The organism is Pseudomonas sp. H1_G08 (genome assembly GCF_054681355.1).
The window spans coordinates 5,529,512-5,551,769 of the sequence record NZ_CP162822.1 but is presented as its reverse complement, the minus strand read 5'-3'; the positions used below and the strand labels follow the sequence as shown (position 1 = coordinate 5,551,769).

The 22,258-nt window shown below is 61.1% G+C and carries 21 protein-coding genes; 5 read left to right on the top strand and 16 right to left on the bottom strand.

Annotation, left to right across the window (positions count from 1 at the left end):
- Window positions 1-38: 38 nt before the first annotated feature.
- Window positions 39-509: an A24 family peptidase gene (locus AB4N85_RS25045; protein ID WP_056787729.1), complete on the bottom strand. Its 471-nt coding sequence runs from the start codon at window positions 507-509 to the stop codon at window positions 39-41.
- A gap of 75 nt (window positions 510-584) precedes the next feature.
- On the opposite strand from AB4N85_RS25045, the gene AB4N85_RS25040 reads away from it, so the two are divergent.
- On the top strand, window positions 585-1,031 hold the full coding sequence (locus AB4N85_RS25040; RefSeq protein ID WP_024011435.1) for a TadE/TadG family type IV pilus assembly protein: 447 nt from the start codon (window positions 585-587) through the stop codon (window positions 1,029-1,031).
- The gene (locus AB4N85_RS25035) at window positions 1,028-3,790 is read left to right on the top strand and encodes a PAS domain-containing sensor histidine kinase (protein ID WP_236169649.1); all 2,763 of its coding nucleotides are present in this window, start codon (window positions 1,028-1,030) and stop codon (window positions 3,788-3,790) included. Before AB4N85_RS25040 ends, AB4N85_RS25035 begins: the two co-directional genes overlap by 4 nt.
- Here AB4N85_RS25035 and AB4N85_RS25030 read toward each other — a convergent pair.
- The 5 genes from AB4N85_RS25030 to AB4N85_RS25010 form a co-directional block, all read right to left on the bottom strand.
- Window positions 3,775-5,772 (bottom strand): pilus assembly protein TadG-related protein, encoded by a 1,998-nt coding sequence (locus AB4N85_RS25030; RefSeq protein WP_150741618.1) that lies wholly within the window; start codon window positions 5,770-5,772, stop codon window positions 3,775-3,777. The genes AB4N85_RS25035 and AB4N85_RS25030 overlap by 16 nt on opposite strands.
- A 219-nt stretch (window positions 5,773-5,991) precedes the next feature.
- The gene (locus AB4N85_RS25025) at window positions 5,992-6,549 is read right to left on the bottom strand and encodes a DUF4136 domain-containing protein (protein ID WP_076565566.1); all 558 of its coding nucleotides are present in this window, start codon (window positions 6,547-6,549) and stop codon (window positions 5,992-5,994) included.
- 41 nt (window positions 6,550-6,590) lie between these two features.
- Entirely contained in the window at window positions 6,591-7,202 is a 612-nt protein-coding gene (locus AB4N85_RS25020; protein WP_095180903.1) for a DUF4136 domain-containing protein, read from the bottom strand.
- 12 nt (window positions 7,203-7,214) lie between these two features.
- Window positions 7,215-7,964, bottom strand: coding sequence for a methyltransferase (locus tag AB4N85_RS25015; RefSeq protein WP_095180904.1), 750 nt, complete (start codon window positions 7,962-7,964; stop codon window positions 7,215-7,217).
- Entirely contained in the window at window positions 7,964-8,266 is a 303-nt protein-coding gene (locus AB4N85_RS25010) for a MazG-like family protein (protein WP_236169648.1), read from the bottom strand. The genes AB4N85_RS25015 and AB4N85_RS25010 overlap by 1 nt, the downstream gene beginning before the upstream one ends.
- Before the next feature lie 245 nt (window positions 8,267-8,511).
- On the opposite strand from AB4N85_RS25010, the gene AB4N85_RS25005 reads away from it, so the two are divergent.
- Both AB4N85_RS25005 and AB4N85_RS25000 read left to right on the top strand, forming a co-directional pair.
- On the top strand, window positions 8,512-8,805 hold the full coding sequence (locus tag AB4N85_RS25005; RefSeq protein WP_073471796.1) for a hypothetical protein: 294 nt from the start codon (window positions 8,512-8,514) through the stop codon (window positions 8,803-8,805).
- Window positions 8,806-9,113: 308 nt separating this feature from the next.
- Window positions 9,114-10,463, top strand: coding sequence for an MATE family efflux transporter (locus AB4N85_RS25000; protein WP_236169647.1), 1,350 nt, complete (start codon window positions 9,114-9,116; stop codon window positions 10,461-10,463).
- Between the two features lie 9 nt (window positions 10,464-10,472).
- On the opposite strand, the gene AB4N85_RS24995 is transcribed toward AB4N85_RS25000, so the two are convergent.
- The 10 genes from AB4N85_RS24995 to AB4N85_RS24950 all read right to left on the bottom strand — a co-directional run bounded on the left by AB4N85_RS24995 (window position 10,473) and on the right by AB4N85_RS24950 (window position 20,237).
- Window positions 10,473-11,264, bottom strand: coding sequence for a DUF4123 domain-containing protein (locus AB4N85_RS24995; RefSeq protein WP_095180908.1), 792 nt, complete (start codon window positions 11,262-11,264; stop codon window positions 10,473-10,475).
- Complete coding sequence (locus AB4N85_RS24990; RefSeq protein ID WP_236169646.1) at window positions 11,261-12,607, bottom strand: type VI secretion system Vgr family protein; 1,347 nt, start codon at window positions 12,605-12,607, stop codon at window positions 11,261-11,263. Before AB4N85_RS24990 ends, AB4N85_RS24995 begins: the two co-directional genes overlap by 4 nt.
- A 233-nt stretch (window positions 12,608-12,840) precedes the next feature.
- Window positions 12,841-14,754, bottom strand: a complete 1,914-nt coding sequence (gene speA, locus AB4N85_RS24985) for an arginine decarboxylase (RefSeq protein ID WP_016771856.1) — start codon at window positions 14,752-14,754, stop codon at window positions 12,841-12,843.
- A gap of 220 nt (window positions 14,755-14,974) precedes the next feature.
- Window positions 14,975-15,346, bottom strand: coding sequence for a translation initiation factor Sui1 (locus AB4N85_RS24980; protein WP_007914613.1), 372 nt, complete (start codon window positions 15,344-15,346; stop codon window positions 14,975-14,977).
- A gap of 315 nt (window positions 15,347-15,661) precedes the next feature.
- Window positions 15,662-16,219 (bottom strand): NUDIX hydrolase, encoded by a 558-nt coding sequence (locus AB4N85_RS24975; RefSeq protein WP_041480663.1) that lies wholly within the window; start codon window positions 16,217-16,219, stop codon window positions 15,662-15,664.
- A gap of 3 nt (window positions 16,220-16,222) precedes the next feature.
- Window positions 16,223-17,290, bottom strand: coding sequence for a DUF2333 family protein (locus AB4N85_RS24970; RefSeq protein WP_236169645.1), 1,068 nt, complete (start codon window positions 17,288-17,290; stop codon window positions 16,223-16,225).
- Window positions 17,291-17,428: 138 nt separating this feature from the next.
- Complete coding sequence (locus tag AB4N85_RS24965; protein WP_122601518.1) at window positions 17,429-17,905, bottom strand: hypothetical protein; 477 nt, start codon at window positions 17,903-17,905, stop codon at window positions 17,429-17,431.
- On the bottom strand, window positions 17,902-18,408 hold the full coding sequence (locus AB4N85_RS24960) for an Hcp family type VI secretion system effector (RefSeq protein ID WP_217851265.1): 507 nt from the start codon (window positions 18,406-18,408) through the stop codon (window positions 17,902-17,904). Before AB4N85_RS24960 ends, AB4N85_RS24965 begins: the two co-directional genes overlap by 4 nt.
- A gap of 15 nt (window positions 18,409-18,423) precedes the next feature.
- On the bottom strand, window positions 18,424-19,092 hold the full coding sequence (locus AB4N85_RS24955; RefSeq protein WP_236169644.1) for a hypothetical protein: 669 nt from the start codon (window positions 19,090-19,092) through the stop codon (window positions 18,424-18,426).
- Window positions 19,089-20,237: a DUF2515 family protein gene (locus AB4N85_RS24950; RefSeq protein ID WP_236169643.1), complete on the bottom strand. Its 1,149-nt coding sequence runs from the start codon at window positions 20,235-20,237 to the stop codon at window positions 19,089-19,091. Before AB4N85_RS24950 ends, AB4N85_RS24955 begins: the two co-directional genes overlap by 4 nt.
- 324 nt (window positions 20,238-20,561) lie before the next feature.
- Between AB4N85_RS24950 and gcbA the strand changes: the two genes are divergently transcribed.
- On the top strand, window positions 20,562-22,232 hold the full coding sequence (gcbA, locus tag AB4N85_RS24945; RefSeq protein ID WP_016771860.1) for a diguanylate cyclase GcbA: 1,671 nt from the start codon (window positions 20,562-20,564) through the stop codon (window positions 22,230-22,232).
- Window positions 22,233-22,258 lie beyond the last annotated feature (26 nt).

The window sequence follows — 22,258 nt, the reverse complement described above, 5'->3', positions numbered from 1 at the left end:
TTTCCGACTATGTACATAGGACTAGTGGCACCCCGCGATCAGGTGATCCAGTACAGCGAAAGCACTACCCCTACCCACACGAACGGCGCAAATGGCAGCTTTTTTGACTTGTCCGGGGCCAGATGACGCAGATGCGCTCTAAGCCCTTGAGCCATATGAGGCCAGACTTTTGGCGCGAGCAGCAGCCACAGCACGCTGGCCAGGCCCGCGCCGATAAACGCGCCAAGAACGAATATGCCGTTCGTCGCAAGACCTAGGGCTGTCATTAATTTCACATCACCAGCGCCCATGCGGCCCATGAAATAACCGGGCAGCGTCAGCAGCAAAGCGATCAGGCAGGCCCAGCCGCCCTGCCCCGCGTCGGCACCCAGCCAGGTGCTGCCGGTCGCCAGCAACCAGACCAGCGCCAGCGCGCCCACGCCTAACGTCAATGCGTTGGAAATTCGCCGCTGCCGGGCATCTTGCGCGGCGCAGATCGCCAGCCAGATCAGAACAAGGGAAATCTGCATCCGCTGAAAGCCGTCCGTTTTGCCTGATTGATTCTATGCTGATACTACGCAGTGACTGTCAGGGTAGACGCACGCATGAAAAACGGCTTTCGCAGGTCGCAAAAAGGTGCGGTGGCGATCGAATTCGCCTTGGTGTTCATCATCTTTTTCGCAGTGTTTTACGGGCTGGTCAGCTACGGCCTGCCCTTCGTGATGATGCAATCGTTCAACCAGGCCACCGCCGAGGCGGTGCGCCGCAGCGTTGCGGTCGACCCGACCACGCCGAACTATTCGACGGTGGTGGTCAACACCGCCAATGCCGCGCTGACCCAACAACTGCAATGGCTGCCCTCGGCCTTGAATCTGGTGGTCGGCACCGACACCAGTGCGGCGTACGACGCGGGGACTGGCACCCTGACCGTCAGCGTCAATTACCCGGTGAGCAAGCTCAATCAGATCATGCCGTTTCTGGTGCTGCCCGGGATCGGCACGGTGCCTAATCTGCCCACGCATCTCACCGCCCGCTCGAGCCTGCAATTTTGACCGCCGGCGATAAGCTTTTCGGGCGCTTGCTCAAGCGCGCCCCCGTCGCAGCCCACGACTTGCCGGACCACCTCGGCGCGCCGCCGATCGGCCTGCATTTTTATCTGGATGGCAACGGCGATGTGTTGCAGATCGCCGGCCCGCTGCGGCATTTGCTCGCCCAGCACAAACCTCAGGGTCAGCCGCTGCCGCTTCGCGCCTATCTGCTGCCGCATAGCCTGCTGAGCGTCGAAGGCCAGCCGCGGGACTGGCACGGGCAATTGCTCGATCTGGATTTCACCGGCCTGAATGATCAGCCGCTGCACCTGCGCGGCTGGGTGCAGCCACTAAACGATGGCTGGCAACTGCAGATGCTCGACATCGCCGACCTGTTGCTCGAACGTCAGCAAGCGCGCGACCGCGACGCCTGCCAGACCCTCGCCGCGCAGGTCAGCGATCGTCTGCGCACGTGCAGCCTGACGCGTCTGCCGACGGTGCTTGGCGAACAATTGCAGGCCATCGCCCAGCGCTGGCACATCCCCTGCCTCGCCGTGGCGCTGCTCGATGAACAGGCCCAGGGCTGGCAGATTCATCAACAGTTTCGTGGCCATGACGCTCCACAATTGTGGGAGGACGGCCAGCCATTGGGCACGCCGCTGGACAGCCTCAACGGCAGCGCACCGCAACGCCTCGCCGGCCCGCAGGGCCGCTATGAACATTCGCGATTGCAGGCCACGTTCGGCAACGCCAACGGGTTCGCTGTGCCCTACAGCAATGATCAAGGCGTGGTCGCATGGCTGCTTTGCGGGTTTTACACGGTCGACAACGTGGCGCCATGGCTGACCGATCGCGACTGGCTGACCTTGGCCGGTGCGCTGGCCGGACCGCTGCTCAGCCGCTTGCGCGAGCAGCGCCATGTGCAATCGATGGAGCGTCTTGATTCCCTGCAAAACCTGCTCGGCACTGGCTGGTGGGAAATCACTGCCGAAGAGCAGATTGCGCTGGCGCCGACGCTGGCCTCGGCACTGAATCTCAGCGATCGCCTGCTGCCGGTAGAAGACTGGCTGTCGCTGTTTCATCCCGCCGATCGCGACGAATTGCGCAGCCGTTTGCGCGCCCTGCAACTGCAAGGAGAAGCGCTGACCCTGAGCGTGCGTCTGCACCGCGCGGAGGTCGGCGCAGCGGCGACGTGGTATCGGATTCAGGGCCAGGTCAGCGGCACCGGTGAGCATCGGCGTCTGGTCGGGTTCATGCTCGATATCAGCGATATCCAGAATCAACAACAACGGGCTGCTGCCGCCCATGCGCGGCTGGACAATCTGATTGCCAGTTCACCGGCGGTGATCTACGTGCAGCGCTACGCAGAAGGCGCGTTGATCCCGGCGTTTTTCAGCGCCAGCCTGCAACCCTTGCTGGGCTGGACGCTGGAAGATTGCGACACGACAGCGCTGGTCGAGCGCGTGCACCCCGACGACCGCGAACTGTATTTCCAGCGCAACCGCCAGTTGCTGCGTGAAGGCTCGGTGCGTGCGCGTTATCGCCTGCGCGACAACCGTGGCGAGTATCACTGGCTGCTCGATGAGGCAAAACTGCTGCGCAATGATCTCGGGCTGCCGGTCGAGGCGGTGGGCCTGTGGCTGGATGTCACCGACGCGACGCTTGCCGCCGAGCAGGTGCGGCAGAGCGAGGAGCGCTACCGGATTCTGGTAGAGGATTCGCCGGCGATGATCTGCCGTTATCGCCCGGACCTGACGCTGATCTTTGGCAACCGACCCTTGGCGACTTATCTGGAATGCACCCCGGAACAACTGCCCGGCGTTGATCTGGGTGGCTGGATGTCCGAAGAACAGCGCGCAGCGTTCGTTCAGCGCTTGAGCCAACTGACGCCCCAACAGCCAGTGAGCACCGCCGAAATCAGCCTGCAATTGCCCGGACGCGAACACGCCTGGTGGGTCTGGTCGGATCGCGGCGTGTTCGATGAGCATGGGCAGTTGATCGAAGTGCAAGCGGTGGGCCGCGACAACACCGAGGTGCGCCGCTCGCAACAGCAACTCACCCAAAGCGCGAAAATGGCCACCCTCGGCGAAATGGCCACCGGCCTCGCCCACGAAATCAATCAGCCGCTGAACGTGATGCGCATGGCCATCGTCAACGTGCTCAAACGCCTCGGCAACGGTGATGTGCAGGTCGATTACCTGACCGACAAACTCAACCGTATCGACGCTCAGGTTCAACGCGCAGCGAAGGTGGTCGACCACATGCGTGTGTTCGGTCGCCGCTCGGAAATCGAACAACAGTTGTTCAATCCGGCCCAAGCCATCGAAGGCACCTTGTCACTGCTGGCCGAGGGCATGCGCGGCAAAGGTGTCGATCTGCGCATCAGCGAGACCGGCTTCGAGGCGCAGGTGCGCGGCTACGTCGATCAACTGGAGCAGGTGCTGATCAACCTGATGGTCAACGCCCGTGACGCCCTGCTCGGCAAGCGCGAGCACGACCCGGCATTCAAACCGTGGATTTCAATCTACGCCGAACGTGACGAGGAAAGCGTGCGCTTGTGGGTCGAGGACAATGGCGGCGGCATCGATCCGCGTTTGCTGGAGCGGATCTTCGAGCCGTTCTTCACCACCAAGCCGATTGGCGTCGGCACCGGCCTGGGCCTGTCGGTGAGCTACGGCATCATCGCCAACATGGGCGGCCAGTTGAGCGTGCGCAACTCCACGGAGGGCGCACGGTTCTGCATCGAATTGCCGATCGCCAGCGACGATCAGATCACCAGATAGGCCTTGCCGGTCTGCCCGCAGGTCATGTTGGCGCCCACCTCGGTGTTCATCAGATTGATGCCCAGACCCTTGAGCAGATTGTTCAACAGCGGATCAAGCAATGGGCTGATCAAACCGGTGACCACCGGCAACAAGCGGTTGCTGACATCGCTGATCAGTGAAGCCACACCGGTGACGATGGCGCCCAGCGGATTGCTGCCCACGGGTTTGTAGACGATCAGGTTGATGCCGGACAGCGTGTTTGCCAGGCTGCCGACGATGTTGCTGGTCGGCGCGGCCGGCAGCAGGCTCGGCGGCAGTTTCAGATTGGCCGGGGTGGCGAAGGGAGTGGTGCTGGAAAACAGCAGATTCTGCGTGGTCTGCGCGACGCTGGTGTCGAGTTTGAGGGCGATGCCGCCCGCGCCGTATTGCACGTGGGAGGCGGCATCGCAACTGCCGATGCCGAGAATCTTGTGGCAGGTGATGATGCCGAGATCGACCAGCGGCAACGGCGTCACGGTTGGTTCGGCGACTGAAGAGAACGCGGCGACGGGATCGATCTTGCCGAGTTTGAGATCAGCCAGAGAAGTCGTGGTGGCGGCAGTCAGGCTTTTGCTGTCGGTATCGCCGGTCGGGCAGCGGTAATCGGTGACATAGCTTTTCGCCCCGCCGGCATCCAGCGCGATGTCGATCTGCGGTGAGGGCAGCAGCTTCGGATCGAGCTGTTGGCAGCCGGCACCCAACAGGCAGAACACTGAATTGAGCGTGTCCACCAGATTCAGGCTCAACAGCGCATTGAGCGTCGGCGTCAGCGTACCGACCAGGCCCAGCACCGCATTGGTCAGCCCCGTCACCCCCGAGAGCACCGGCAGATTCACCGACAACAACGTGCGCACCTGCGCCGTGCGCACATAAATCCGGTCCGGCCCCAACGGATCGGCCTTGGCCCGCGCAGGGTCGCCAATCGCCGAGAACTGCGGCGGCTCGATCACCTTCACCCGCACCGTGACACCGGCCAGCCCCAGCACGTTGACCGGCAAGGTCGCCGCCACCGCGCTCTTGCTGTTGGCCAGTTGCACCACGCCCTGCACCAGTTGCAGCAATTGCAGATTGGCATCCAGCCCCGCCGCCGTAGTGCCGGTCTGCAGTTGCAGGATCTCGCCGAGTCTGACCGGCGCCGCGTTGATCGCGGCGACCTGCAACTGGCCCAGCGCGGTGACCACTTGCGCGGTTGCGCCGTTGAGCTGCACCACCGTCGCCGCTGCCTGAATCAGTTGCGTCACGGTCGCTTGGGTATTGAGCAACTGCGTGTAATTGCCGGCGCCGACGTTGAGGTCGATCGCCAGTTGATCGAGGTATTTGAGCAGGTTGATATCGGTGTGCAGCAAACCGTCCCAGCCCAACGCCGTGAGGTTGACGTTGCCGCCGAGCAACCCGGAAAACAGCGGATTGAGGATGTTCGACTGCGCCGTGTCGATGCTGGCGAGGGTGCTGCGGATATTCAGTTGGGCGATGGTCGGCTGCGGTTTGGCCGCGACTGCCGATGCATTGAGGGTGGTATTGAGGCTGACCGGCGTGGCGCTGAACAGCGCCTGCACACCACCAGCAAAACTGCTGGTGACCGTACGACTGGCGGCGACTTTGACTGCGCTTGATTGCGTGGCATCGACGGTGAAACTGCGCAAACCGCTGGCAGCGGTGGCCAGCGTGCCGCAAGTGGTGACGAGCGTATTGGCGGCGTCCACCACGTAACCATTGCGCAGCGCACTTTGCCCGGCATAACTGGCGGCGCTCAGCCCAGGCAGGCAATTGCCGCCGCGACTGACCGCTTCGAGGGCGGCGGTATCGACCACCCGCTGCAATTTGCGCTGTTCCATGTACAAGCGACCGCTGTCGACCACCAGCAACATCATCACCAGCGCCAGACTCAGGGTGGCGGCTGCCATCAAGCCGATCGCCCCGCGTTGCCGGGCCGGGCCGTTGCCTTGCGATCCTCGCGACATGGCGCACTCCTTTGCCGGCGCAGTGCCGAGCGCTACCTCCGTTAATGAAAAAGAGTGTAGACGCGGTCGGTCGAGAGTGCTGGCGTGGCGCCATTCCTGTCACCACCGCCACGGTGGGAGCGAGCCTGCTCGCGAAAGCGTCGTGCCAGAAGATTCAATGCTGAATGACACACCGCCTTCGCGAGCAGGCTCGCTCCCACAGGGACGGTTCAGAGCGGTTCAACGCGGTGGATAGTTGGCCAGGATCCGTGTGACGGTCTCGCGAATGGCATTGCTGCGGTCAGCCGGATTCGGGCGGTTGCTGAGCATTTGCTCATCGCTGCCACGCCAGACCAGTTTGCCGTCCTTGCCGTCGAGCAGGTCGATCTGAATGGTCGCGACCTTGTAGGTGATGTTGCGCGTTTCGTTGTACATCGGTGCGCCCCAGTAGCCATTCCACGGGCCGCCCCAACCGCCGCCGTAATTGGTCGTCACCTGCTGCTGTCGATCCTCGACGATCAGGTAAGTCTGCACGCTCAGATCACCCTTGCCGCCGCCGGCAGCCGGACGCAAACCGCGCTGATCGAGTTGATCGGACACCGCCTGGCGGATGCGCTGTTCGGTCAGGTCGCTTTTGATGCGCGGATCATCAGGGCGATATTGCAGGGCCGGGTCTTTCCAGCTCCAGCTGCGATAAGCGGCAAAGTCGCGGCTGGCGTCGAAATCGTGATTGACCTGATTGGCGGCGCAGGCACTGAGCAGCGCAGCAACAGCGAGTAGAGCGAGACGGCGGAACATGATTTTTCTCCGGGTGAAGACATGAACCTGCTGACACGACGTCAGCTGGGAGGATACGCCGCCATGGCTTTTTCCACAGCCTCGCGGATCGCATCGGCGCGTTCGATCTGATTGCCCTGGGTGCCGGTCTCGGCGCTGGCGCTCCACACTGGCTGACCATTGCCGGCATCGAACAGATCGACCCGCACCACTACGACCTGCTCTTGATAGGTGCGCACGATCGGCACGCTGTTGTACATGCCGTAACCGCGACCATAACGATCATAGCCGCCGTATCCGCCGTAGTAGCCGTAGTCGTCGCGAACCTGGCGCAAACGGGTTTCCAGACGCAGATCGGCGCTGACCAGCAGGTCCGCCGGGCGGTTGTCGCGCATCGGCCGCAAGCCGCGCTGGTCGAGGGCGTTGCTGACCGCCTCGGCCACCTGCGCCGAGTCAGCCCACGCCGTGCCCGGCGGCAACTGCCCGTCGCGCCAGGCCCAATTGCGGTAGCGCCCGTAATCACGCGGCGGCGCCGGGTAGGCGCTGCGGTCGAAGGTGGTGGCGGCTTGCGGCGGTGCCGGCGGCAACGGCCGCGACTGCGCCACGTAGGGGTTGCTGCCTTGGCAAGCGGCCAACCCCAGACTTATCAGCAATAACCCGCATTGAGCTTTCATGTCGCGCTCCGCTCAGATCGGCCGGCAGATCCAGTGCAAGTAACGCCCAAGCCCGGCGAAGCCTGGGTGACGACGGTGCGCGAGTTCCATTTCCAGCAAGTCCGCCAGTTCGGCGCGGGCCTGGAATTCCACCGGCATGTAATCGTGAAATACCCGTACGCCGCTCTGACTTTCGACCTGCCACATACCGGCGAGTTGCGTTGCCAATTCCCGTGGGTCGAGAGGCTGCTGCGGGGTTAGGCTCTGCTTCTCGCCGGCCATGACGTTCTTGCGCATTTTCTTGAAATGGCCCTTGAGCAGATTGCGATAAATCAGCGCATCACGGTTGTAGAACGCCAGCGACAGCCAGCCGCCAGGGTTGGTCAACTGATGCAGCACCGGCAGGATCGCGTGGGGTTCGGCGAGCCATTCCAGCACGGCGTGGCAGATCACCAGATCGTAGGGCTCGGTGAGCTGACCGGGCAGTTCCTGCCACGGCGCCTGTATGAATGTCGCGGTGTGTCCGGCTTCGGCAAAACGCTGGCGCGCACCCTCGAGCATCGGCTCAGCCGGCTCGGTGAAGGTGACGTCATGGCCGCGCTCGGCCAGCCACAGCGACATGTGCCCAAGGCCACCGCCGATATCCAGCACGCGCAGCGGACGATCCGGCAAAGCCTCGGTCAGATCGGCCTGCAATACCGCGAGGCGAATCGCGCCTTTGGCGCCGCCGTAGATTTTTTCCGCGAAGCGCGTGGCCAACTGGTCGAAATGACGGTCGCTCATCAGCTGAACCGCCGTTCGCTGTCGGCGAGCTTGGCGCGCACCACTTCATTCATGTCCAGACCCAGTTCGCTGCACAGCAGCAACAGATACAGGACGATATCGCCGACTTCCTGCCCGGCGTGGGCGAGCTTGTCCGCCGGCAACTGGCGCGACTGGTCTTCTGTCAGCCACTGGAAGATTTCCACCAGCTCGGCCATTTCCACGCTGGTGGCCATGGCGAGGTTTTTCGGGCTGTGAAATTGCCGCCAGTCATTGCGGTCGCGAATGGCATGCAGGCGTTCGGTCAGTTCAACAAGGTTCATCGGGCTCTCCTGAAGACGCATAGCTTCGGGGGGATGCGGGCTGAAGGCAAGCAGCGCAGATGATCTATTGTGGGAGCGAGCCTGCTCGCGAAAGCGATGGATCATCCAGACCGGATTTGCCTGACACGCCCCCTTCGCGAGCAGGCTCGCTCCCACACATGATCCGGGCAAACCTTCTATCATGCAGGGAACTCGGCCGCCCTCGGCGTGGCCCAAGGCTCAGCTCTTTCATCAGGGATGCACACATGCGTGTAGAAAGCTTTTTCGAATGGCTCGGCCAGGCACTCGGTTCGATCATCCGCTTTATCGTCGACGGCCTCAGTGGCCTGTTCAATATGCTCAGCAACGCCGGCGGCAACTTTGTCGACGGCCTGGCGCAGACGCTGGGGATGGACACCTCGATCATCAGCATCATCGCCCTGATCGTAGGCCTGATGCTGCTGTGGTCGGCGATCCGGGCGTTCATGAACGCGTCGATCATTGCCGGGATCATCTGGTTGTTGCTGGGGTTGTGGTTGTTGAGCTGGATTATTCACTAGCGCTTCAAAAGCCCCTCACCCCAGCCCTCTCCCAGAGGGAGAGGGAGCTGACCGCGTTGCTTTGAAATTCTCCACCGACCTGCAATATCGAGTCGAACTCACGCTTGAGAGCGACGAAGATCGGCCCCCTCTCCCATTCCCGGAGAGAGAGGGAGCTGACCGCGTTGCTTTGAAATTCTCCACCGACCTGCAATATCGAGTCGAACTCACGCTTGAGAGCGACGAAGATCGGCCCCCTCTCCCTCTGGGAGAGGGCTGGGGTGAGGGTGTTTCTGCCGCTACAATCCCCGCTCCCCCAAGGAGCCTGCATGTCCTCACTGATTACCGACTGGCGCGACCGCCCGACTCACCGCAAGGTCTGGGCGCTCGCCGCGCCGATGATTCTTTCCAATATTTCCGTGCCGCTGGTGGCGCTGGTCGACAGCACTGTCATTGGTCACTTGCCCCATGCCCATCAATTGGGCGCGGTGGCGGTCGGCGCCAGTCTGTACACGTTTCTCGCCTGGGCGATGGGTTTTCTGCGCATGGGCACCACCGGTTTTGCCGCCCAGGCTGCCGGGCGCAGCGATGGCGCGGCGTTGCGGCAGATTCTCTTGCAGGGCCTGCTGCTGGCGATGGGGCTGGCCGTCGTGCTCGGCACTCTTGGCGTGCCGCTCAGCGGCGTCGCGCTGCACTTCATGCAGCCGTCGGCGGAGCTGGAGCAACTGACCCGGGAGTTTTTCCACACGCGCTTGTATGGCCTGCCCGCAGCGCTGGCGACGTATGCACTGGTCGGCTGGTTCCTCGGCACGCAGAACGCCCGAGCGCCGCTGGCGATTCTGCTGAGCACCAACCTGATCAACATCGTGCTCAACCTGTGGTTTGTGATTGGCCTGGACTGGGGCGTGGTCGGCTCGGCGCGGGCTTCGGTAATCGCCGAATGGAGCGGCGCCCTGCTCGGCCTGTGGCTGACGCGCACGGCATTGCGCGCCTATCCGGGGCAGATCATCTGGTCGGCGCTGAGAGTCTGGCAGAGCTGGCGGCCGCTGCTGGCTGTCAACCGTGACATTTTCATCCGCAGCCTCGCCCTGCAATCGGTGTTTTTCCTGATCACCGTGCAGGGCGCACGGCTCGGCGATGCGACCGTAGCGGCCAACGCGCTGCTGCTCAACGGCCTGCTGCTGACGGCCCACGCACTGGATGGCCTGGCCCACGCGGTCGAAGCCTTGTGCGGCCATGCCATTGGCGCACGGGATCGCCTGGCATTGCGTCGATCGCTGGTGGTGGCCGGCGGCTGGTCGCTGATCGCCAGCCTCGGATTCGCTGTGCTGTTTCTGCTGGCGGGGCACCTGTTCATCGAGATGCAGACCGATATTCAGAGCGTGCGCGAGACGGCGTTCGTCTACCTGCCCTACCTCGCCGTGCTGCCGTTGATTGCGGTGTGGAGTTACCTGCTCGACGGCCTGTTCATCGGCGCTACCCGCGCGCGGGAAATGCGCAACGGCATGCTGCTGACGGTGTTGTTGCTCCTGCCGTTCGCCTGGCTCTTGCAAGCGTTGGGCAATCACGGCCTGTGGATATCTTTTCTGCTGTTCATGGTCTTGCGCAGCGTGACCCTTGGCGCGCAAGCCCTGTGGCTGAAACGCCGCGATGGCTGGTTCAGCGGCAAGGCTCACTGATCAGAAAAGTCAGTCCGCCGCGCCCCACTGCCGACGCAAAAAATCGAGCCGTTCCGGCTGCGTCAATCCGGCCGGCGGCACAACCAGCACGGCGCGCGGATTGAGCAGGCGCAGCCACAGCCAGCCATCCAGCACAGCACGATCGCTGAAACCCAGCGCCAGACCTTGTTGCACATGCACAGCGATCGTCTGGTAATCAACGCTCAGAGACTGGCACCAGCGCCAGATGTGCTGCTCCAGCAGACAGGTTTGCAAGCGCTCGCGCTGGCGCCGGGTCAGGCTTTCTTCGATGCCCAAAGGTTCGACGAGCAGGCCGGGATTGCGCAGCTGTTGCCATCCCTGACTGCCGATGGCGCGGTCGGCCCAGGTGCCGCCAAACCAGCGCAACTGGCGGATTGGCCCGAGCCAGCGACTCAGTTGCGCGGCGTCGCAGGCGTCGAAGAAGTAGCTGGCGGTCTGACGGTTGTAATAGCTGAGCAAGGCCCGGTGATTCAAACCGAACGAGACGGTAAGCATGCGCTGCAAGTGGCTGAGCAGCTGCTGCGCCGGTATCTCGCAGCTCAGCAACAGGCCACGCCAGGTGTCCGGATCGCGCAGGCACAAGGCGGTCAATGCCGGACTCTCGCGCAAATCGACGAGAATCGGACCGTGCTCACTGACCGGCTGAAATTCGGTGCCGTCGAACAAGCGGTGCCGCTGCACATCGGCAAAGCCCTGGCGCAAGGTCAGCAGGGCGCGTGCCGCGTCCGGGGTGTCGAGCAACAGCCATTGCGCCATGGGCTCAAGCGCCGCGCCGCTCATCGTGCGCTGCTCTGATCGAGCGCGGTGAGCAGCCGGCAACTGCACACGGACTCGGCGCAGTGGTTGAAGCTGCCACCGCCCGGCATCAGGCACAGCAGCAGCAACGGCTCGCCAGACTGCAACAGTTGCTGCAACCCATCGCTCACCAGCAGTTCTGGGAGCGATACCGGTTCATCGTCCTCGACCGCAGCCTCTGGCAACACCGATGGCTGGAGCACGCCACTGACCACCGGCTGATCGGGGTCGCCCTCAAGAAAACTCACCACCACTTCCACACCATCAGCGAGTGCCGCCGAGGGCAGCTCGTTCAAGTCAGGCGCGAGGGGCAGCCAGCAATGACTCGGCGAAGCCCCTTCGCCCTGATAAAGCCAGTCGAATTGCACCGCCACAGGCCGCGAGCAATCCGGCTGCGGCTCATCGACGGTGACCACCCAGGCTCGCTGCAGGCTGTGCATGCGCTGCTTGGACTGCGCAGCGGCGGGCGCACAGACGGGTGCCCGCGCGGCCGCGAACAGGCGATTGCAATAGGGCGGTTCGAGAGACTGATCGGCACGGTGCTCGATGCGGGTCAGCAACCATGGGCGGTTGCATTCGATGAAAGGATGGTCGTCCAGGGGCAACCACTGACCGCTGCGCAAGGCGGGCAGATCGCTGTGGCCTTCGGCACTGGGGCCTCGCTGGCTGGCCTGCGAGTCTTCGTGCAGTTGCCATTGGCGGACGGCTGGAGCGACGCCACGCTGGTCATGCTCGCCCTGATAGGGCGCGACGTCTGCATGGGGCATTCGCGTCGGATCGTCGCCGAACACCAGGCAGTGCCTGTCGCGGTGATGCTCGAAGTAATAGTGAATGCGCGCCTCTGCGCACAGGCGCTGGAGCAGTTGCAGATCGGATTCGCGGTATTGCGTGCAGAAGGTGCGGGTCGGGTAGTCGCTATGCAGGTCAAAACGTCGTTGCAAGCCGACGATGCCATGCTCGCGCAGAACCTGTTCGATGATCTGCGGCACGCAGCGGCCGCTGAAAATGCGCTGGCTCAAGCGCAGGTCGAGGCAGTCGAGCCTCGGTCCGAGACGCACTCGAGACAAGCGCAAGCCATGGCCATGCTCGTGCTGGACAAGGCTGTGCAACTGCCCGTGCACACCCTGGCCGGGCGAGCCGAAGCACAGGAACGCAGAACGATGCAGCAGGCTGGCAAGATCCAGATGCGGATCGTCGATCACCACATCGATCTCGAAGGCAAAGGGTTCGCTGAGCGCTTCCCTTCCGGTAAAGGCGAGAACTTCGAAGGGGTCGGACAGGCCCGCTACATCGAGACGAAACGACGGCTCGTTGACTGGATCGAACATGGGCGGATCTCTACAGGAGGGGCGGCCGGGGATTCTCGCCGAGAGGCATGGCCGAGTAGAGAGGCGAAGTACAACTTAGGAAATGACCTACGCGAAAAGCAGACCAGATGAGTTTGCTGACCGTGATCGCACAGGTTTTCGTGAAAAAATCAGGAGATGTCCCACCGGGTTATCCGAATTTTCCACAGCTTGCGGAAAAAAATCGGACAACCCGGGCGGAACGCTATCGGGTCTCAGGAAGACAGATAGGAGGAGCGCGTCAGGCCCAGACGCAAGGCATCGAGGAACTGCGTGCGCTCGCTGGCACTGATGCGGGCACTGGCGCATTTGTCGCGGTAGTGGGTCATCAGTTCTTCCGGCGACAAGTGCACGTAACGCAGCATGTCTTCGATGGTGTCGTGGGTCTCGATACCAGCGTGGTACACGCTGCCATCGGCGTTCTGGTAGATGTTCACCGAGTCGGTGTCACCGAACAGGTTGTGCATGTCGCCGAGGATTTCCTGATAGGCGCCGACCAGGAACACGCCCAGCAGGTAATCTTCGCCTTCATTCAACGCGTGCACCGGCAGGCTGGTTTCGATGCTCTGCTCGTCGACGTACTGGTTGATCTTGCCATCGGAGTCGCAGGTCAGATCCTGCAGCACCGCGCGGCGCAGCGGCTCTTCGTCGAGGCGATGCAGCGGGATGATCGGCAACACCTGATCGATCGCCCAGGTGTCCGGCAGGCTCTGGAACACCGAGAAGTTGCAGATGTACTTGTCGGCCAGCTTGTCATTGAGTTCATCGAGCACCTGACGGTGGGAACGCTGACGCGCTTTCAGCGAGTTGTGCAAGCGACGGCATACGGCGAAGTAGCACTGCTCGGCGAGGGCTTTTTCCGCCAGGGTCAGCTTGCCGTCGGCATACTGCGCGGCCACGTCGCTCATGTAGTGGGTGGCGCGCCAGTAAGTTTCGGTGACCATTTCGATGTCGGTCGGGCCGAGCAGATCGACCAGCCACTGCACGGTTTCCGGCAGGCTTTCCTTGTTTTCGATCAGCGGGATTTCGTCGTTGTGTTTCTCGACGTCGGTGACCTGCACAACCAGCATTGCGTGGTGCGCGGTCAGCGAACGGCCACTCTCGGAGAAGATGTGCGGATGCGGCAGGCTCTGCGCGTCGCAGAATTCCTTGAGCATGCCGACCACCACACCGGCGTAATCGTCCATGTCGTAGTTGATCGAACTGGCGTTGCGCGAATGCGTGCCGTCGTAGTCGACACCGAGGCCGCCGCCGACGTCGATGTGATCGACCGGCAGACCGAGGTTGCGCAATTCGCCGTAATAACGGATCGCTTCCTTGAAGCCGTGCTGATAGTCAGCGAGGTTGGCAATCTGCGAACCCATGTGGAAGTGCAGCAGGCGGATGCCCTGATCCAGACCGGCGCCACGGAAGCGCTCGACCACCGACAGCAGTTGCGCCGCCGACAGACCGAATTTGGATTTTTCGCCACCGGTGTCCGCCCATTTCGACGAGGCCAGCGACGACAGGCGCACGCGCAGACCCACCTGCGGCTTGACCTTCAGCGAGGCGGCTTCTTCGATCACCAGGCCGACTTCGGATTCTTTCTCGATGACGATGAACACGTTGTGGCCGAGCTTCTGGCCCATCAGCGCCAGACGGATGAACTCGCGGTCCTTGTAACCGTTGCAGACGATGGTGCCGCCCTTCGGCGCCAGCGCCAGCACGGCCAGCAGTTCAGGCTTGGAGCCGGCTTCCAGACCGATGGAAACGTTCTGGGTGGCGATGATGTTCTCGATCACCGCTTCCTGCTGGTTGACCTTGATCGGGTACAGCGCAGTGTATTTGCTCTGGTATTCCAGGCGCTCGATGTTCGAATCGAAAGCACCGGTCAACTGACGGACACGGTCTTGCAGGATGTCGGGGAACCGCACCAGCAGCGGCAAGGACAAACCGCTCTTGCGCAGTTGGTCGACTTGCTCGAACAGATCGATAGGCGAGCTGCTCGGGCCGTTCGGACGTACTTCGACGCGACCGGCTTCATTGATCGCGAAATACCCGGCCCCCCAATGGCGAATCCCGTAAACGCTGCGGCTGTCCGCAACTGTCCATTGGCTGCCATCGTCTTTACGTGTGCGTCGTACGGACATCGAAGTCCCCTATAAAGAAGTCAGAGTGCGTCGCCTGAAGTGCAGGCCGGCGCAGTCTAAAGAATGAAAATGACGGTTCGTCAGTGCGGCGGTAGACCGCACTGACTGCGTGGAGTTTAGAAACCGGTCATGAACAGGCTCTGTGAAAACCATGGCGACGACGCCGGATCCGAGAACACTCGAAGCCGGATCAAGCCGCCGGAGGGTTTCACAGAGGCTGCTAGCCGCCGGATTTCTTCGCTTTGAAACCGTGCTTGATCAGCTCTGCCAAGAGTAGCTCGACGTGATCGCCCTGGATTTCGATGATGCCGTCCTTCAACGCCCCGCCGGTGCCACAACGTTTCTTCAACGTCGTCGCCAGCTCCTTGAGCGCGTCTTCGGCCAGAGGCACGCCGGTGATGGTGGTCACCGTCTTGCCGCCACGCCCTTTGCTTTCGCGACGCACGCGGGCAATGCCGTCACCGGCCGGAATCACGGTTTGTTTGCAGATACAGGCGTCCACCGGCTTGCTGCATTCCGGGCAATGACGACCTGCGTCGGTGGAAAATACCAGGCCGCCCAGGGCGGCGAAGGATGCGGCTTTCTTGGCCACCGGCAATCCTCTCGGGAGGACAAAGACTGATCGCAACCTTGGGCAAGGTCAGCGACCGCGAAGCCCCACTCAGGCAGGGGCAGCGCTACTGCATCGGAAAACTTTGGACGCTGGACTGAATCTGTAGGAGCTGACGAGTGCAACGAGGCTGCGATCTTTTGATCCTGATCTTTAACGGCAAGATCAAAAGATCGCAGCCTTCGGCAGCTCCTACGGTAAATCTGCAGGCCAACCTCAAGCTATCCGGTGCAGCTTGAAAAGGTCGCGCAGTGTAACGGCAAAAATCGCGATTGCTAAGTGCCAATCGGCGCCAATTCATGTGTTCTTTGCGACGTTGCTTTGCTGCGCCTTGAGATAGCGCCTTAACGCGGCCAGAGAGTCCGGGCAATAAGGCTTTTCGCTGATTTCGCGCATGACCTGTTCGACAGGGATGAATCGCGCTTCGAGGACTTCTTCCGGCTGCAGTTTCAGCGGCCCGTCCCATACAGCGGAAAACGCCGAACACCACAGACGGTTGCCGGTGTCTTCGAAATAGAAGTGATCGTGAGCGGTGAGTTCGACGCCGCTGACGCCCAGCTCTTCTTCCAGCTCGCGCGCCGCCGACTCGGCATAACTTTCGTCGGCCTGGACCATGCCGCCTGCGGCAACATCCCAATAACCGGGATAAATCGCCTTGCTCAACGTACGCCGGTGCACGCACAGCTCACCGGCGGAGTTGAACAGCATGATGTATGTGCCACGGCCAATCAGCCCGCGCTCACGCAAATCGGAGCGCACCAGAGCGCCGAGCAGGTTGTCCTGCTCGTCGACCCAGGCGATCTGTTCAGCGTCCGAGGCGGCGCGATGGGCCGCCTCTCTTGTAGTCTGGCTCACGTATCAGCCCTGATTGAGCAGTTGACGCAAATCGATCACCGCAGCGTTGGCCCGGGAAATATAGTTGGCCATGACCAGCGAGTGGTTGGCCAACACGCCGAAACCGCTGCCGTTGAGAATCATCGGGCTCCACACCGGCTCTTGCGAAGCCTCCAGCTCACGGATGATCTGGCGCACGCTGACGGTGGCGTTCTTCTTCGCCAGCACGTCGGCGAAATCGACTTCGATGGCGCGCAGCAGATGCGACAGCGCCCAGGCCTGGCCGCGTGCTTCGTAGAACACGTTGTCGATCTGCATCCACGGGGTTTCCACGACTTCTTCGTCAACCTGCGGCACTTCGCCGACTGCCGGAACTTCGGTCTTCAGGGCAGTGTTGAGCTTGACCCGGCCGACACTGGCCGACAGGCGTTGCGACAGCGAACCGAGACGGGTACCGACATCGCCCAGCCAGTTGTTGAGGTTGTCGGCGCGGGCGTAGAACAGCGCGTTTTTCTGATTCGGATCAGACAAGCGCGACTGATAACGGCTCAGGGAGTTGATGCCTTCCTGGTATTCCGACTCGCTGGACGGCAGCACCCAGCTCTTGTTATCGAAGTTGAAGCGTGGTTCGGCCTTGGCCAGATCGGCGTCTTCGGCCGACTGCGATTGCGAACGGGCGAAATCCTTGCGCAGGGCGCGGGTCAGGTCACGCACCTGCACCAGCACGCCGTATTCCCAGCTCGGCGTGTTGTCCATCCACAGGCCCGGCGGGAAACGGTCATTGGAAATGTAACCGCCCGGCTTGTTGAGCAAGGTGCCGGCAACGGTCTTCAGGGTTTCGACCGTGGTGTAGCCGACCACCATTTGCTTGCCTTCTTTCTCGGCAGCGACCTGGGCGTTCTGCGCCACCGGAAACAGTTCCGGCTCCTGGCTCCAGTACCAGCCCAGCGCGATGGTGACCAGCAAATACAGACCGATCACTGTGGCCAGCGCCCGGCTGAACAGCAGCCCGCCGATATAGCTGCGGGTGGCCGACTTGGGCTCGGCGGCACGTTCAGGCGCGCTGCCCGCGCGGTTTTTCCAGTCCAGCATGGCGATATCCTTTCAATCACTTGGGTTCAACGGTTCGACCACAACCATACAACAACGTGCCAAGGCCTAGCACCCGCTATCGCGGCACTGGCGCAAAACAAGCGAAGGACGTCGCGAACGAAAGGATAGACGCAGCTTTCAGACGTTGAAGATGCGCAGCGAAAGCTGCCGCACTTGGTCGTCGGTAAACAGATGTGCAATGCCTTGGGCGTCAGTTCGGCGCTGACTGGGTATTCCATCAATCGTGGCGATGTAGGCCTGCGCAGGCAAAGGCTCACCAGTCACACTGTCGACCAGACGAAAGATTCGCGCGGTGCGGGTTGGCTGCTCGGGAGGGTTGTTCATAAGCTCGAGCACGGCCTGTTGGAACACCGCTTCGGCGCCCTGCCAGTAGCCATAGTCGGCTTCGGCTTTGATCAGGCACCATTCACCCTGTTTGATCTGCGCCAGGACTTCGCTGTCCAGATTGATCATCAAACCGGCCCGCAGTTGATCCAGACCTTCGAGCGGTTGGCGCATGCTCAACAGACTGCTGACGTGCTCCAGCGCCTCTTCCACGCAACAGACATGCTGGCGCTCGTGGTCGGTCAGGCTCAGTTCACGGACCAGCCTCACCGAAGTCCCTCGCCTTGCCACTCGTCCGAACCCATCGTCCGGCTGATTTCGTGGCGCCAGTAGATGCGCCGATAGCTGAAGTGGACTTTCTCCAGCTGGGTGAGATGCGACGTGGCCGTGTCGAGACAGTTCGGCATCAATAGTTCGCTGCCGACGACCAACGCATCCTCCAGCTCCACCGTGTAGAAGTGCTCCTGCACGCCGCTGGCCGACGTGCGATAAAACTCCACGCGGCATTCGCTCAGCAACTCGCCGCTGGACAGCGCCATATTCAGCAAGGGCGAAGCCTTGTCGAGGGTTTTGGTGATGATCAAGGGCCTGTGCATCCGCCGCCCGGCGCCCTGATCCTTGGGTATGTACATGCCATGACTGAGGGCCTGAACCATGATCTTGTCTTCGCGCCCGCTCTGGTAGCCGTTACCGACCGACGCCTCGGTGAAAGCGCCGGCGGTGATCAGGCCCTGGCGGCTGCCGTGGATGGTCATGAAGGCTGGGATGGGCATGGGATAGCTCCTTAGTTATGAAGTTTTACTGTCTTTGCGAACGCAACCATTCGCAGATGCTGAATTGGCAAACGGCAAATAGGGCTCATCAACTGTCAATACAATTCGATAAAGCGGATCTGTTTTGTGAGTCCTCATCCCCCATGGCTCTAAATCAATCGCCAACTGATACTTGTCAGCTGCCAGCCAAAACGACGTCGCATATTCCGTACGGGAGTGAAACCATGTGCGCCATTGCAACGTGTCCGCTATTGGAGGGTCATTCATCACTTTTGCCTCCACCCAGCATTTTTTGCGCAGTTGGGCATGCAAATCCGAGACGACGATGAGTGCCTCATCAAGTGAAAGCGGCTTCATTTGCGGTGAAAGACGAACACGCCCTACCCACTGTACTGACTTGGCATTGATCCTGAATTCGCGAGCTAAAGGAGTTACAAAACCGAATTCTGGATCGATGAAGCGCAAACGCACACCCGATCTGGACTTGCTGATCCAAACAGCACTGGATGGCACCGGTCCGACGGCGGCAAATGAGCGTTGACGCATCTGCTCCCAAGGCTCGTTGATCGTTAGAGCGATCTCGAAATCGTCCTGCATGATTTCAATTGACCAGCGCAGTAACGCGACCGCTATGATCGCAAGCAGAACAAATCGCCAGCCATCAACCCATCGACGCAGCTTCATCGCGCCACAGTTCCAGCCGCTATATCTCTTATTGACTCTTCAAGAGCGGAGCGATGGATGCCACTTAGCAAATCATCAAAACGCCGCGCAGCCCGAAGCACAAATTCCATGCGCTGTTCGATGTCAGCGAGATTGGCGAATGGATTGTCGTCAAAGCCGATCGTGCGTCCGTCGTCGAGCGAACGGCACTGATTGGCCAAAGTGAGTTCGATGGCCTGAGCTACTCCGGAGGGAAAACCTGTGACGAAGGAGGCGTGATTGCTTCTAAGCAAAGCGATGAGGCGCGTGTCTTCATAAATAGTCGGTTGAAGTATGTGACGCTGCTCATGTTCCGCAAGATGCTTCACGCTACGCGCGATATCCCCTTCTTCAATGGCTTGAAATGCCTGCAGTAATATTTCGAAGTACTGTCCAAACTTCAGTTGCTTTTGCCCAACGGGCCATAGCACCGGAAACATGGGATGTCCGTAAATCCCCTCTCGCGCCTTCAGACAGGTACTAAATTCTTTCAGTCCCCGATTGGCGTAAAACACATGAAGTGGAAAAATATCCAAAAACAGGGTGGTGTTCCCCAAAGCCATCATTTCGTGCACGTGGCGAAATTGCTGCTGCACGAGCGTCAACTCGCCGCCCAGGTGCAGATCCAGTGCGGAAACCGGATTACGCGCATTCGCGGCCTTGTAATCCTTCAACGCTTTCGCTTGTTCTTCAAGCCGACCCGGCGTCAGCAATCCGGTCTCTCGGCGAATACCACGTAATTGAGCTCTGGCGTCCCGCTGCTGCCCTATGAGATCGACAGTGTTTGAAGCATGCAGCAATCCACAACCGACCTGTTTTGAGGCAAACGCCGCTAAACCTGCCCATTGAAAACGAGAATCCTGCAACCACAATCGGGCATAGGCCGCATTAATTACCTGATTACGCTCCACAGGATCGGCAATCAGAACGCCGTCTGGCGCAACGATATTTTCGGCTTCGCGCTGATAGATACGCCATAGACCAGTGCAGGTCAGCACTGGCACCTCTGTCACCTGCACCCGCTCGCCATACAACAACTCTTCGCCGCAGGCGCAGTCGTCGATGGGCGTGATGTTGTGGTTGAGGCGCTGGGCATCACTGGCGAGTTCGGTGAAACATTGGCTCATGGCGGATGGACGGCAACTAGGGGAATCCCTGAACCGTACCAGCCAACCGGGCCGGTGAAAGCGCGCAGAAGAAAAATCAGAAAGCGCTGTCAGACGCCGCCCATCAAGGCCGGTGAAATGTCGACAGCGCTGGCAGGATTTCTCGCAAAACCCCAGCATGCGGGCACTTGGCCAAAATCGGATACAAAAACAAAACCATCCGGTCAGAAACTGAATCGTGTCGTCCAGCAGATTATTGACGTACGACACTCGTCTAAGGGAAAAGAGGTGCTAGCATAGAGCCACCAGTCGATCTCAGCATGCACCCTAACTAGTAGTCAGGATATGACCGAGCCAGAAGACCCCAGCCGTGAGCGTCTCAAGCACCACTTTGCCCAGCGGGTAATTCATCAGGCACGTCAGATTCTTGAGATATGGCAGCGCCTGCAACGCAGTGAGTGGTCCACCGTCGATCTTGCCGAACTGAGCGAGGCGAATCTGCGTCTGCTGCGTTTTGCCGAGCGCTTCGAACAGCCGGAACACACTCAGTTGGCGCATCACATCAGCCAGTCGCTGCAAGCGGTGGATGCCAATCGTGGACGCCTCAGCAGCGGCCTGATCACCGATCTCAATCGTTTGATGCAGCGCCTGTCGCGCACTGGCCTGCGCCATGGCGATCAGCTCGACCAGACGTTCCTGCCGCCGCTGCGCAAGCCGATCTACGTGATGTTGCAGGATCACGACCGCGCTGAACGCCTGGCCAAGCAACTGGAATTTTTCGGCTTGAGCGCGCAGGCACTGGACAGCGTGGCCGCGTTTCGTTCGTCGATGGTCGAGCGCTTGCCCGCGGCGATTGTCATGGACGTGGATTTCAGTGGCCCCGGCATCGGCCTGAAACTCGCCGCCGAAGCTCAGGTCGGCCTCGAAGAACCCCTGCCGCTGCTGTTCTTCAGCCTGCACGAAACCGACACCCCGACCCGCCTCGCCGCCGTGCGCGCCGGTGGCCAGGAATTCCTCACCGGCACCCTTGAAGCATCGAGCCTGCTGGAAAAAATCGAAGTGCTGACCTGCGTCGCCCAGTACGAGCCTTATAAAGTGCTGATCATTGACGACTCGCGCGCCCAGGCCCTGCACACCGAGCGTCTGCTCAACAGTGCCGGGATTGTCACACGCACCCTGATCGAACCGATTCAGGCAATGGCCGAGCTGGCGGATTTCCAGCCGGACCTGATCATCCTCGACATGTACATGCCGGCCTGCACCGGCACCGAGCTGGCCAAGGTCATCCGCCACAACGACCGCTATGTCAGCGTGCCAATCATTTACCTGTCGGCCGAGGACGATCTGGACAAGCAGCTCGACGCCATGAGCGAGGGCGGCGATGACTTCCTGACCAAGCCGATCAAACCGCGGCACCTGATCACCACTGTGCGCAACCGCGCCGCCCGCGCGCGCAACCTCAAAGCACGGATGGTTCGCGACAGCCTCACCGGCCTGTACAACCACACGCACATCCTGCAATTGCTCGAAGACTGCTCGTTCCGCGCGCGCCGCGAAAACAAACCGCTGAGCTTTGCCATGCTCGACATCGATCACTTCAAGCGGGTCAACGACAGCCACGGCCACCCGATGGGCGACCGGGTGATCAAGAGCCTCGCGCTGTTTCTCAAGCAGCGGTTGCGCAAGACCGATTTCATTGGCCGATACGGCGGCGAAGAGTTCGCCATCGTCATGCCCGACACCGATATCGACGCGGCGCACAAAGTCCTCGACGAGATTCGCCAGCGCTTCGCCGAGATTCATTACCCGGCGCAGCCGCAGGACCTCTGGTGCACGTTCAGCGCCGGCGTAGTAGAAATGTGCGATGACTCCGACAGCCTGATGATGGCCAGCCAGGCCGATGAGGCGCTGTATCGCGCCAAGGGTGCAGGACGCAATCGGGTGCAGACCGCGCGCCAGTCAAAGCAAAGTGCCACTTTTTCATCGGAATCCACTGATTCGGTCATAACCTTGTAATAGAACCGCAATAAATTCAGGCGCTT